Source organism: Candidatus Nitrospira nitrificans (assembly GCF_001458775.1).
GTDB classification, from domain to species: domain Bacteria; phylum Nitrospirota; class Nitrospiria; order Nitrospirales; family Nitrospiraceae; genus Nitrospira_D; species Nitrospira_D nitrificans.
The window spans coordinates 144,425-157,111 of the sequence record NZ_CZPZ01000032.1 but is presented as its reverse complement, the minus strand read 5'-3'; the positions used below and the strand labels follow the sequence as shown (position 1 = coordinate 157,111).

Genomic DNA, 12,687 nt, shown 5'->3' with positions numbered 1-12,687 from the left:
CAACTTGGCTCGCATCGCGACTGATCAGCAAGAATCATCGGCATCTGTTTCGGCCATCACAGGCACACAGTGTTTCGTGTGAATCACCCAAATGGTCAACGTGGATCGCTGAGTATGAGTAAAGGACCTTTCTTGAGAAAACCGGTGGCTGCAACAATCATCTCTTTGCAAGTCGGGCAACCACGGACCCTGGGGAACAGCGGATCACCAGACCCCTTTGATGAGGTTTGGACGACCGGTTTCTTTAAACAGCCAACGTCCGAATCACTGTGGCTTGGCACAGTCAACTTGGCTGGTGATGGCCAAGCAGATCTAGACAACCACGGGGGACCTGAAAAGGCCGTCAATGTCTACCCGGGAGAGCACTACCCCTATTGGTTGGAGACATTACCGGTACCGGATCTCCACCCAGGAGCATTCGGGGAAAATTTTACGACTACAGGGTTGCTGGAGAGCGATGTGTGCATCGGAGATGTATTTATGATTGGTGACGCCCTTGTCCAGATCTCGCAACCGCGACAGCCCTGCTGGAAGCTGGCTCGTCGATGGCGAGTCAAGGATCTTGCGGTTCGTGTCCAAAATACCGGACGTACCGGCTGGTATTTCAGAGTCCTTCGTGAAGGCCATGTGCAGGTCGGGAACGACCTGGTATTAGTTGAACGCCACTGCCCCGACTGGACGGTGTCTCTCGCAAATACCGTGATGCACCATCGCCCACACGATAGAGAGGCAGCCAGCCAATTGGCAGATTGCACGGATCTTTCGTTGAGATGGCGGACAAAACTCAAACGACGGGCTGCTACAGGAGAGGCGGAGAATACCTCCTCAAGACTGGCGGGACCTCACACGAGTAAGAGCTAATAGATTAGAACTGAGCCGAAGATAAAACACTTAGGCGAGTTGAGCAGGGCCGTACCTCACATTGTGGAGTACGGCCCTGCTGTTAACAGCATCCGAAGAATTTCTGACGACGGCTAGTCCTTTTCATCCTCATCGTCGTCGGCCTTCTTCTTCACTTCCTTGATTACGGCCTTCCCTTGCGCAAGGCTGGCATTGAGGTCATGCTCAGGGACCTTTTTATGCACAAGGTTCTGGTGGCAATCGATGCAAGTCGCCCCTTCGCTTTGCATCTTGGCATGGGCCGCTTTGGCTGAAGCTCCCGGCGGCTTAGTATTCTTGTGACAAGCCCTACAGGTGAGACTGTCCCATTCCTTGAGCTTCATTCGAGCACGAAACGCTGCTTCCGGCCGATGCTCATTGAACTTTTCAATGGTTGAGTAGTCCGTCGTGAACTCCTTTATGAGGAACGGCACACCATCCACCACGTGAGTCCAGACCGCTTTGTGAAAGTTCGATAATCCCTGAGGCACATGGCAATCTTTACAGCCAGGGTCCATACCAAGGGCACCCCAGTGTGAAGATTTTTTCAGCTCCTCATAGGGATAGATCTCCGAATGACAACTGATGCAGAACTCAGTCCTTGAGATGGCGGCCTCACCGCCAAACACGACGGTAATGAGCCCTATTCCAAGAACTGCCCCAGCCGCTAATGTCCCCAACTTTGGCATGGCTATTCGTCCCCAGCCTTGTCGGCCTTCACCGGCGGTTTGGCTGCCTTCTGGAATTCCTCATGGAACTTCGGCATTGGCGGCCCGGTGAAGGTGCCGGCAAGTTTAAAATGCTCATGCATGGCTTTGTCATTTCTTACCGACTTTTCAAAATCAAAGGCATACTTCTTGTCGACGGTTGGTGTGAACGGCGTATAGGGCTTCTTCACTCCCTTCCAAGGTGATCCTTCGTAATTCAAGTGACAGGCATTGCATTTCTCTTGAAACTCAAAGTCCTGACCCGCTTCGACGAGATTGGTCCGCTCCATGGTCTTCTGAGACTTTTCAAACGCTTCACCGGCTTTTCTATGGATCTTTCGATAGTCACTACCGGCTCCATGGCAAGACTCGCAACCGACACCCGTCAAGAACTTTTCCGGTTCTTCGATGACATAGCCGCCTTCCTTACCGAACCCATCGACATGGCATCCAACGCAATCCTTATCCTTTGTATAATCTTTCTTTGGATCAAGCTTAGCCTTCAGCTTAGCTTCTTTCCTCGTGTTGGGTTTGAGGGATTCCATGGCCTTGCCATGGAGTGATTTTTCCCAGGATTCCCCTTCACCTTTATGGCAGTTGAAGCATTTCTTCCTGCCTTCGAAAGTCCCTTCAGCAAAGGCCGTTCCGGCCACTGCTAGAAATACCGCCGCAGCGGCGAATGAATACAGAATGCGGTGATTCACGGCATCTCCTTTCCGATAGAGATATGAGTAAGAACGTAAGGACTTGTCATAAAGCCGTAGTGGAGAATTTGATAGCCTTTTCCCCTGACTGCTTCCAGGCGCTTCAGTTTACCATGGGCGATTCTGGACTGCTACCCCGTTCTTCAAGGACTGTGCAGCAGCGTAACTTTCAATTGCCCGGAATCTTATACACCCAATAGCCACCATGCTTATGGACAAGCTGCATCGCTTGCAAATCAACCGGAGTCGAATTCATGAGTGGAAGCATTTGGGACAGCAAAATCTTTCCCTTTTTCCCTTCGTTCAAAAAATAAGCTCGTACGAGTTTTTCAGACAACGACTGGAGGGTATAGGTATCGTATCCGTACTCTTTCATCCATGCTTTAACTTGGTTCGCAAGCCCATGAACGTTTCCGGTCAAGGGAAAGTCCTTAAAGGCAATATCCACGCGATCAGGCCGCATGAGTCCCAACTTATAAAGGTCCGAGGGATGGACGACTATATACGCCTCGCGAGCACCAACTAATTCCCGAAGCAGGGCCGGCCCTGTATTGGTTTCAGAGGACAGGGCATCCACAAATTGTTGGAATTTTCGTTCCTCTTCAGACGACCCTGATGCGCCCCAAAATTGACGTTCATATTCCGCAATGACATCAGCACGATCCTTCCAGTACGATGGCGCAATACGGGGTTGCCCAAGATGGGACGTAAACAACGTGTCCCGCTCGGACAGAAGACCAATCTGTTGAGAGGTATCCCACCAGGCCAAGATGACAGCTCCCTTTGGAACATGTTTCGTGATATCGGTCGCAATCGTGGCAAGTTCAGATAAATCGCTGCCCATCGAGCCGACAGGCTCAGACACCAAATTTTCCCAGTGTAGCAGAACGGATCTCCCGTTCCCTTTACTAGCCCGATACGCGATAGCAATCGGTTTGTCTACGGATGGAACATGGACTTCGTATTTAGCGATGGTCAAATCAGGCCAAGCTTGGACTGGTAGACTGTCAAACTTCGTGACATTGCCCTCGTCAACCAGCTGATAGTTGTAGGGAGCAGGGGCAGGTTTAAACCAAAGGTAGGCAAACCATCCGCTCAGAAACAGACCTCCCGTCACCAGGAGGAACCCGAGTGACGGGAGGATCTTAGTCCCTGACGGACGTGATACCGATTCGCTCAGGGACGGCGTCGCGCTCACTGCTACTTCTTGTTACGCCGCCACCCTGCGAGGGCAAGGGTCCCGGCGAGCATCATGCCGCCGCCGATCCCGCCCAGCGAGATCTTGCCGGTCTCCGTATCGAGATCCAGCAGACTATGCTTCATCTGGCCTTCGAGCTTGGCCACCCGCGCTTGAAGATCCAGCTTTTCCTTAAGGCGCGTATCATCGTCCATGATTTCCACATAGGCCCGATTCATCGCCGCCCAACCCACCGTATAGGTATAGCCCCAATACTGGTGCGCCAAGCTGACGTGTAATTGCACCAAGTGGTCTTCCGCCATTTCGAACAGTTTCAATTCATTGGCCGCTGGATTGTTTCCCTTCGACCAATAGATCTGGAAGAACTTTTCAAAGCCATCCGTCTCCGGCGCCGGTGGTGCCGGACGGTTCGTCTTCTGACCGGTCAACAGCCCGGACTTATACTGCTCCTCGACGACATGATGGGCTTCGTCGTACTTATCGATACCTGAGAAGGTTCCGTTATCCATGAACTCCAACCACGCGCGGGCATAGGTCTCGGAGTGACACTGGGTACAGGTTTTCACCCAGGCATCGTTCCGCTTGTCGGCCCATTCGGTCTTGATGTTCTCCCGAATGCCCGGCACGAACGGATAGTTCGCCCAACGGACCTTCCGCACGATGTTGTGGGCAATCTTGCCCTGATATTCCATGTGGCAGTACTGACACGTTGGGGCCGTTTCGGCGCCCTTCGCGATGGCTTCCTTGATGGGGATATTGAAGTTCCAGTGATCTTTATCGCGCTGATACTTCAACCCATGCTTGGAGAGGGAATAGGCTTCCCAGTTGTTGTTGTCGGCCCCGCTATGGCACTGCGCACAGACTTCCGGCTTGCGTGATTCCGCCACCGAGAATTCATGCCGCGCATGGCAGGTATCGCACTTATTTTGATTGACGTGGCAACCCGTGCAGCCATCGGCGATTTCTCGCTGCGGCATCCCGGCATAGACTTCCACTTCCACATTGGCCCTATAGTCCAACGCGTGGGACGGACGTCCCTTGGGCCACTGATCCTTCGGCCACGTAATCGTATCCCGCTCGGATTCGCGCTCGGCAAACTCTTGCAGGTGGCAGGTCCCGCAGGTATCGGCGGTGGCCAGCTTGATATCCTTCCGGTGATCGGCCTTGTTCTTGGTATTGATGTCGAAGTGACAATCAATACAGCCGACTTCCTTCAGGTTCTCCCCCTTGCCCAGCTTCCCGATCGAGCGGAGGTTGGCTTCAACCGCTTCCAGCTTCGCCTTCTTATAGAAGGTCTCATCTTTCGGGGTCAGCTTACGGATCTTGTCCAGATTCGCATGGGTGCTCTTCTTCCAGGCCGCCACCCATCCGGGTGATTCATCCGTGTGGCACTTCACGCACTGCTCACGACTGGCGACTTCTTTCACCGCCTGGGGTGGCTTATAGAAGGTATGGGGATCGAAATACTTACTGAAGGAGACCGGCTGCCAATAGTCGCCGTATTTCCCTTTTCCCACGCCCTGCTGCGCCGGATCCATATACCGCTTGACCAACGCTTCATACAGTTCCTTCGGCGAGGCTGAGCGATCAATCTTCAAGGCCTCGTAGGTTTCCTTCGGAACGGTGGGGAAATCCGCCTGAGCCTGCGCAGCCAGTAAGACGCCGCAGACTACCAGCGCATACTTCACCATGTTCTTTACCATCACAGTTCGACTCCTTCCGTTGATGGACACTGCACACTGTCCTTCACAAGAATATTTAATGACACACTAGCTTGTTTATATGCTGGTTGTTTTGCACAAGTTCTTCATAATAAAGATGGCGGCGAAATATAACTGAGCCCTGCTAGACTGTCAAGATATTTCCTTCGCGCATGAGCAACCACATCGCTCATATCTTACAAGAGACACATGATCTGATGGCCACTACGGTCTCTCCCGATCGATGACAACGGTGATGTTTTCCGCGCCCGGCTTAATCGGTTGGCTCATCCCCTCCAGATCACCACTTTCAGCCATGGCTTTTCCGGATTTCGACAGGCGCGCGACGATGACAACCGTATCGATATCCGACAATTTCCTCGACGGCATAGGGCTCGTTGAATCATCCAGCCGGAAGGTGAAGGGCAAATCTTTTCTCGATGCTCGGACGATCGACACGGGCATCGGCGGCCCGGCCACATCCTTTGCAAATACGAACAACGTATCTGGAAGCGCTTTGCCTGCCATGTTCGGCCCTAATACCACCTTACCCGTAATTGCACGTGGCTGCCCGGATTGGGCCGACGGCTTGGCGGGCTTTGCCTGTTCCATCGGTGGATTGGCCACCATCATCCCCATGCTGGGACCACCGCCGAGACGTCGTTTGGCTTCGGCAATGCTCGCTTTCAGTTGATCCGCCGACTCTTGGTCATCAGGCGGAAGATACGCGTGGGCATCTTCCCATTCTTTGGCGGCGCGCGAAAAATCTTTTCGGTTGTAGGCAAGGGTCCCGGACAGCATCAACGCCTTGACATTGTGGGGGTCGACCTTCAAAGCTTTTTGGATCAAGGCCTCAGGCCTTCCTTCCAACTTGCGCCCCTGGTGGACGCCGAGTGCATCCGCGTAGTCGGCGAGGAGACTTGCATTATCGGGATCGAGCTTGGTGGCCTTCTCGAAAATGGGGACGGCATCGGCATACCGTTCCATGGCCATATAGGATCGGGCCAAGAGTCCCCATCCGACCCCATCATTGGGATTCTGCTCTAATTTCTTCCGCAACTGCTCGATCAGCTGATTGAGGCTGTCGGCCATCTGAGGATCATCGCCGGGTCCGCCTTGCGAGGACGACGCTGCTACGGCCGGGTGCGTCATTGCGGCAGGATTTCCCAATGTCCAATAGAGCACGCCACTGGCTGCCGGAATGACCAGGACCAGCGACAGTGCGACAAGCCGAAGATTCACGAGCCCTCCGGACATCATCGACGATGTGTCGGTGGAACCAGTCTCCTCCAACACCCGGCGCTCCAGCTCATGTCGAGCCGTCTGATACTGGTCATCCGTCAGCAGCCCGTTGGTGAGATCTTGCTCCAGCTCCGAGAATTGCTGCCGATACACCGGCAACGTCTTTTCCTGTTCACTTGTCAGCTGCGCCGGACGCTTCAACAACGGGCGCACTAAGAGGCCCAAGACGGCTACGGTCATGGCGGACACGATCGCCCAGAATGTCACGGTCATGATCGCTTCTCTCCTTCTGCCAAGAGTTGTTCAACCCGTCGATGCTCTTCATCCGTCACCGGAATCTCAACCATCGTACGCGCTCGACGCCGCAACGTAACGACCAACGCCGTCGCCCCGATCGCCATTAAAGCAAATGGTCCCACCCACAGCAGCGTGGTCGTGGCCTTGAGCGGCGGTCGATACAGGACGAAGTCCCCATAGCGGGCCACAAGAAACTCGATGATCTCCTGGTCGCTCATATTCTTGGCGATCATCTCTCGAACTTCTCGACGCAGGTCCTCCGCCAGCGGAGCGTTCGAGTCGGCCAAGGTTTGATTTTGACAGACCAGACATCGAAGCTCGACGGCGAGATGCTTGAGCCGCGCCTCGGCGGCCGGATCATCGGCCAACGGCCTGGCCTCTCCGGCCCAGACCGTCCCGCACGACAACACTATGATGAGCATCACCCAAGTCATTGCGATTCAAGCTGCTTTACAAGAGGAAGAATCGTCTTGGCGACCGTGTCGGAATCCAATGGCCCGATCTGCTTATAACGGATGACGCCCTGCTTGTCGATGACGTACGTTTCGGGAACTCCGTAAACTCCGTAATTGATGCCGACCCGTCCGGCATCATCCACCCCGACAATCGGATAGGGATTGCCCCATCGCCTCAACCAGGTCATCGCTTCGTCCTGCTGATCCTTATAATCCATGCCATAGATCGGCACTTCACCGGACTTGGCCAGCTCCATCAGCACCGGATGCTCGGTCTTACACCCGCTGCACCACGAGGCCCAAAAGTTGAGCAGCCACACCTTCCCTTTGAGGTCTGCAGGAGAAAACACTTTCTCGCGATCATAGAGCTGCGGCTGGGAAAAATCCGGCGCGGCCTTCCCGACCAAGGGAGACGGAATCTCCCGCGGGTTGAGCTTGAGGCCCACGCCAAGAAATCCCACGACGACGATAAATATGGAGAGCGGCAGAAGGAACCGATTCATGCCACTTTTCGCCTAGCTGCTCGTGGGGGTGCAGGCACAGCCGGTTCTTGCCGACGCCATGCCAGTCGATACCGGCGATCACTGATGGCCAGCACACCGCCCAGCGCCATGATAAAACACCCGCCCCAGATCCAATCCACAAACGGCTTATGGTAAAGCCGCACGCTCCAGGCCCCCTCGTCGAGCGGCTCTCCCAACGACACATAGAGATCGCGCAATAGTCCCGGATCGATGGCGGCTTCGGTCATGACTTGATTCTGAACGGCATACCGTCGTTTTTCCGGGTACAGAACCGTCGTTTCACGGCCGTCATAACTCACTCGGAACGTCCCACGGGCTGCCGTATAGTTTGGTCCGACCACATCCTGAGCCCCGTCGAATCGAAACGTATAGTCGCCGATCGTCGCCGTCTCGCCCACGCTCATCCGCACATCCTTTTCGGATTCGAAGCCTTTCACCATCGTCACCCCGACGATAAAGACCGCAATCCCGCAGTGCGCCACGAGCATCCCCCAATAGGATCTGGGCACCGAAGCCAGGCGTTCGACAAGACTATTTCCATTCAGATGAGCCAACCGTTCGCGCAATGTCACCACCGCGGTCGTCACGATCCAAATGGCCAAGAGGAGGCCGAGGCTCAACAGAGGTGTCCAGCTCCCCAGGACAAACGGCAGCGTCAGCGCGGACACAAGACTGACCCCGAATGCCCACTTCAACCGCTTCGCCAAATCAGGCAGACTCGCCTTTTTCCATTGGGCCAGCGGGCCGATTCCCATCAAGAAAATCGCAGGGACCATCAACGGCACGAAGACGGAGTCAAAATACGGAGGCCCCACGGAAATTTTCCCGAGGTCCAGGGCGTCTAAAAACAAGGGGTACAGCGTGCCTAACAGCACCGAGCCCATCGCGGCCACCAACAACACGTTGTTGGCCAACAGCATGCCCTCTCTCGACAACATCGCGAAGCTGCCGCCCAGCCCAACCTTGGGAGCGCGCCAAGCATACAAGGCCAACGACCCACCGATGACGATCGCCAAAAAGGCAAGGATGAAGAGACCCCGCTTCGGATCGGTGGCAAAGGCATGCACGGAGGTTAAGACACCGGACCGCACGAGAAACGTCCCCAGGAGGCTCAATGAAAATGCCATGATGGCGAGTAAAACCGTCCACACCTTGAACCCGCCCCGCTTGTCGGTCACGGCCAATGAATGCACCAACGCGGTCCCGGCCAACCACGGCATGAATGAGGCGTTTTCAACCGGATCCCAAAACCACCAGCCGCCCCACCCGAGCTCGTAGTAGGCCCAGCCGCTTCCCATCGCAATACCGACCGTCAGAAAACACCAGGCCACCGTCGTCCATGGCCGAGACCAACGGGCCCAGGCCGCATCAAGGTTTCCCCCCAACAATGCGGCGATGGCAAAGGCGAAGGCGACCGAGAAACCGACATAGCCCATATAGAGCATCGGCGGATGGATCACCATGCCGGGGTCCTGCAAGAGCGGATTGAGATCACGCCCGTCGAGAGCCGCAGGAATCAGCCGTTCGAACGGATTGGACACCGTCAACATGAACAGAAGGAACCCCACGCTTACCAAACCCATGACTCCGAGAATCCGGGAACGTGTGGCTTCCGGGAGATGGGAGGAGAAGAGCGTGACCGCAAACATCCACAGGGTCAAGATGAAGGTCCACAAAAGCAGAGAGCCTTCATGCGCGCCCCAAATTGCCGCCAAGCGATAATGCAACGGGAGTTGTGAATTCGATGTTGCCGCCACATACAGCACGGAAAAATCTTTGTCGGCGAACGCGTATCCCAGGCAGCAAAACGCAATCAGCACCAAGAAGAACTGCCCGCGCGCCGCCGGCTTGGCCACCGCCATCAGCGCCGAGTTTCCGACCGCGGCGCCGTAGATGGGAAAGAGTCCCTGCACCACCGCGACGCAGAGCGCGAGAATCAAGGCAAAATGACCGATTTCTGGAATCATAGTGAATCTTTCGTACCTTGAGGAACAACGAGTGACTTGCTTTGCTGCGCCCCGGAGGCCTTCGCCTTCGCCAGCGCTTCCGCCGCTTCCGGAGGCATGTAATTTTCATCGTGCTTTGCGAGGACTTCGCTGGCGACAAACGTCCCATCGACGCTCAACTGCCCCTGGGCCACGGCCCCCTTTCCCTCCTTGAACAAGTCGGGAAGAATCCCTTTATACGTCACCGGCACGCGCTTCGCGGTATCGGTCACGATGAAATGGACGGTCAGACCATCATTTTCACGAACCAGACTGCCGTCTTCGACCATCCCACCGATCCGGAAGCTACGCCCTTGCGGGGCTTCTCCACCGGCGACTTGAGTGGGCGTAAAAAAGAACACCAGATTGCTCTGGAAGGCGTTTAAGATCAGCACGGTCGCCACACCCAAGACAAGCAATCCCAGACCAATAAAGGCAAAACGTTTATGCCGTGGTTTCATCGGTGTCTCCTAACAACGCGGCACGCTGTTCGGCGCGTGCCGCGGCTCGTCGGCGCCACAAAGCCAGTACTTCCCACCCCATACAGAGCGCCGTGGCGATAAACGAGGTCCACACATACAGCCCGTACCCGCCCATCGCAAAAAATTCCGACGCGCTCCCCCACTGCATCAGCGAGCCTCCACCACGTCCCGAATCGCCGCCGGTTTCTCATCCCAGACCGGTAGCGAGTCCCGCTCGACGACGATGCATCGCACGCGGGCGAGAATGACGGCGATGCTATAGAGCCAGAAAGCCACCGTCATGAGCAACATGGCGGTCAACATCGTCGCCGCCATCTTTGATCCCGTCGACATGCTGACGGAGGCGCCTTGATGCAAGGTGTTCCACCATTGCACGGAAAAATAGATGATAGGCACATTGACCACACCGACCAATGAAAAGACCGCACTCGAGCGGTCGGCGCGACGCATGTCGTCGATCGACGTCCGCAAGAGCATGACCCCCGCATACTGAAATAAGAGGATGAGCTCCGAGGTCAGCCTGGCATCCCAGACCCACCACGCACCCCATGTCGGTTTTCCCCACATCGCTCCGGTCAGCAACGCCAGGAACGTAAACATGGCCCCGGTGGGCGCGATCGCCTGAGCCATCATGAAGGAAAGGCGCGCGTTGAGTCCCATTCCGACGCCGGCCCAGATCGCCATGACCACATAGAGAAACATCGACATCCAGGCGGCGGGAACATGAACAAAGATAATCCGATACGAGTCCCCTTGCTGAAAATCGGTCGGCGCGACGAAGAACCCGATATAGAGGCCGATAGCCATCAGCGCAACCGCCGCAACGGCGAACCATGGAATGAGGCGTCCTGCCAGGGGATAAAAGGCTTGTGGCGCCGAATACTTCGACCAATTCACGTTGATGAGATCCTTCTATTCCAACGCAATGCGTATCGCCGCTGCAGTAGCCCAGGGCGCCAGAAAGAGCGAGAGCACGAGACAGGCCCCAAGCAGCGACAGATTTGCTTCGCCGCCGACTCCAGCCATACTGCCGGTGACGGCGCCGGCCCCAAAGATCAACACTGGAACATAGAGTGGAAGCACCAGGAGGGCAACCAGTAGACCACTCCCCCGCACGCCAAGGACCAACGCGGCGCCGATCGCACCAATCATACTCAACGTCGGCGTCCCAAGCAAGAGCGACAACACCAACACCCCCAGGGGTTCTCCACCCAAGCCGAATTGAAGGCCGAGGAGCGGCGAGAGCAGCACCACGGGTAATCCGGAGATCACCCAATGCGCGAAAACCTTCCCAGCCACCAGGACCGCCAAGGGCTGGGGAATCAACACCATCTGCTCGAGGGCCCCATCCAGATAATCCGCCGTAAACACGCGTGAAAGCGACAATAAACAGGCCAACAAGGCCGCGACCCACAACACGCCGGGCCCGATGACCTTCAACACCGCCGGCTCCGGACCGACGCCCAGGGGAAAGAGACTGACCACAATGACGAGAAAGAAGACCGACATCGCCGCGTCTGAACGACGCCGCATCGCGAGCAAGAGATCCCGCTTGACGATGCCGCTGACGGCCTCCCGCATGCTGGAGCGGTTCATCCAGCCAGCCTCAGGCGTTGCAGCCGCTCCGCGGGCAGCGCGACCTCCTGGTGCGTGACCACGACCGCCAGTCCTCCACGTTGCACATGAGCAAGCAGCCGCTGCGTCACCACATTCGTGGACGCCGCGTCGAGAGACGTGAACGGTTCATCCAACAGCCACAGGGGACGCGTAGAGAGCCAGAGCCGCGCCAGCGTGACACGGCGCTTTTGGCCTTGCGAGAGCACCTTGGACGGCAACTGATGAATGGGACGCTTCAGTCCGATCGCTTCCAAGGCTTCCTTCGCCCCGTTGTTGGAACAAGGTTCCCCGGCCAGAGACGCGGCGCTCATCAGGTTTTCCAAGGGGGTCAGGTCATCCTTGATCCCGTTCAGATGCCCGAGATACGTCAGCTGCCCGGCATAGAGTTCCTTGAGTTGATGGATATCCTGACCATCCCAGAGTACCGAACCGTCTTCCGGCGGCAACAAGCTGGAGAAAATCCGGAGCAAGCTGGTTTTCCCGCTGCCGTTCTCACCCACCACGGCCAACAGAGTTCCCGGCTCAACCTTTACCGTGAGGTCCGAAAACAGCCGACGCTCGCCTCGACGGCAACTGAGTCCGACAGCTTGCAACATAAACGCTACTCAACAGGAAAAGGTCGAGAGTAAGGGAACAGCGCGTGGAAAAACAAGGGGCAGGAAGCCCTGCTTGCACTCAACGTGATCGTCCTATTAACCTGGTGCGACTGGCGGGTTAGGGAAAACTCGCGCTGGCTTCTGTCGCCGTCACCGGCATCAAGGATCACGGCGACCATGAGTAGCCGTGCGGGATGCGCACAACGGCTGCCCGCAAGGCCGCAGCCAGCGAGGAGGCGACTCGCAGCGGTCTTTTCCCGCATCCTGCTGGATTGGCATCTATATCGTGAAGGAGATGAAT

14 protein-coding genes are annotated in these 12,687 nt (G+C 56.2%); 1 reads left to right on the top strand and 13 read right to left on the bottom strand.

Features of this window, described 5'->3' with window-relative positions; all coding sequences use genetic code 11:
* The first annotated feature begins 114 nt into the window (after positions 1 to 114).
* Positions 115 to 861: an MOSC domain-containing protein gene (locus tag COMA2_RS16120; protein WP_090900641.1), complete on the top strand. Its 747-nt coding sequence runs from the start codon at positions 115 to 117 to the stop codon at positions 859 to 861.
* Between the two features lie 113 nt (positions 862 to 974).
* On the opposite strand, the gene COMA2_RS16115 is transcribed toward COMA2_RS16120, so the two are convergent.
* The 13 genes from COMA2_RS16115 to ccmA all read right to left on the bottom strand — a co-directional run bounded on the left by COMA2_RS16115 (position 975) and on the right by ccmA (position 12,386).
* Positions 975 to 1,568: a NapC/NirT family cytochrome c gene (locus COMA2_RS16115; RefSeq protein WP_090900638.1), complete on the bottom strand. Its 594-nt coding sequence runs from the start codon at positions 1,566 to 1,568 to the stop codon at positions 975 to 977.
* Positions 1,569 to 1,570: 2 nt separating this feature from the next.
* Positions 1,571 to 2,290 (bottom strand): cytochrome c-550 CycA, encoded by a 720-nt coding sequence (gene cycA / locus COMA2_RS16110; protein WP_090900635.1) that lies wholly within the window; start codon positions 2,288 to 2,290, stop codon positions 1,571 to 1,573.
* Between the two features lie 169 nt (positions 2,291 to 2,459).
* The gene (gene haoB, locus COMA2_RS16105; protein ID WP_090900632.1) at positions 2,460 to 3,488 is read right to left on the bottom strand and encodes a hydroxylamine oxidation protein HaoB; all 1,029 of its coding nucleotides are present in this window, start codon (positions 3,486 to 3,488) and stop codon (positions 2,460 to 2,462) included.
* 2 nt (positions 3,489 to 3,490) lie between these two features.
* Positions 3,491 to 5,191: a multiheme c-type cytochrome gene (locus COMA2_RS16100; protein ID WP_090900629.1), complete on the bottom strand. Its 1,701-nt coding sequence runs from the start codon at positions 5,189 to 5,191 to the stop codon at positions 3,491 to 3,493.
* Between the two features lie 222 nt (positions 5,192 to 5,413).
* Positions 5,414 to 6,703 (bottom strand): c-type cytochrome biogenesis protein CcmI, encoded by a 1,290-nt coding sequence (ccmI, locus tag COMA2_RS16095; protein WP_090900626.1) that lies wholly within the window; start codon positions 6,701 to 6,703, stop codon positions 5,414 to 5,416.
* Complete coding sequence (locus tag COMA2_RS16090; protein ID WP_217490785.1) at positions 6,700 to 7,149, bottom strand: cytochrome c-type biogenesis protein; 450 nt, start codon at positions 7,147 to 7,149, stop codon at positions 6,700 to 6,702. Before COMA2_RS16090 ends, ccmI begins: the two co-directional genes overlap by 4 nt.
* Positions 7,150 to 7,157: 8 nt before the next feature.
* Positions 7,158 to 7,685 (bottom strand): DsbE family thiol:disulfide interchange protein, encoded by a 528-nt coding sequence (locus COMA2_RS16085; protein WP_090900620.1) that lies wholly within the window; start codon positions 7,683 to 7,685, stop codon positions 7,158 to 7,160.
* Positions 7,682 to 9,673, bottom strand: a complete 1,992-nt coding sequence (locus tag COMA2_RS16080; RefSeq protein WP_090900617.1) for a heme lyase CcmF/NrfE family subunit — start codon at positions 9,671 to 9,673, stop codon at positions 7,682 to 7,684. The genes COMA2_RS16085 and COMA2_RS16080 overlap by 4 nt, the downstream gene beginning before the upstream one ends.
* Positions 9,670 to 10,152, bottom strand: a complete 483-nt coding sequence (ccmE, locus tag COMA2_RS16075) for a cytochrome c maturation protein CcmE (protein ID WP_090900614.1) — start codon at positions 10,150 to 10,152, stop codon at positions 9,670 to 9,672. Before ccmE ends, COMA2_RS16080 begins: the two co-directional genes overlap by 4 nt.
* A complete protein-coding gene (ccmD, locus tag COMA2_RS16070) occupies positions 10,136 to 10,321 on the bottom strand; it encodes a heme exporter protein CcmD (protein ID WP_090900611.1) in 186 nt (61 codons plus the stop codon). Before ccmD ends, ccmE begins: the two co-directional genes overlap by 17 nt.
* On the bottom strand, positions 10,321 to 11,076 hold the full coding sequence (gene ccmC, locus COMA2_RS16065) for a heme ABC transporter permease CcmC (RefSeq protein ID WP_090900608.1): 756 nt from the start codon (positions 11,074 to 11,076) through the stop codon (positions 10,321 to 10,323). Before ccmC ends, ccmD begins: the two co-directional genes overlap by 1 nt.
* A 9-nt stretch (positions 11,077 to 11,085) precedes the next feature.
* Entirely contained in the window at positions 11,086 to 11,769 is a 684-nt protein-coding gene (gene ccmB, locus COMA2_RS16060; protein ID WP_217490783.1) for a heme exporter protein CcmB, read from the bottom strand.
* Positions 11,766 to 12,386: a cytochrome c biogenesis heme-transporting ATPase CcmA gene (gene ccmA / locus COMA2_RS16055; RefSeq protein WP_090900602.1), complete on the bottom strand. Its 621-nt coding sequence runs from the start codon at positions 12,384 to 12,386 to the stop codon at positions 11,766 to 11,768. Before ccmA ends, ccmB begins: the two co-directional genes overlap by 4 nt.
* Positions 12,387 to 12,687 lie beyond the last annotated feature (301 nt).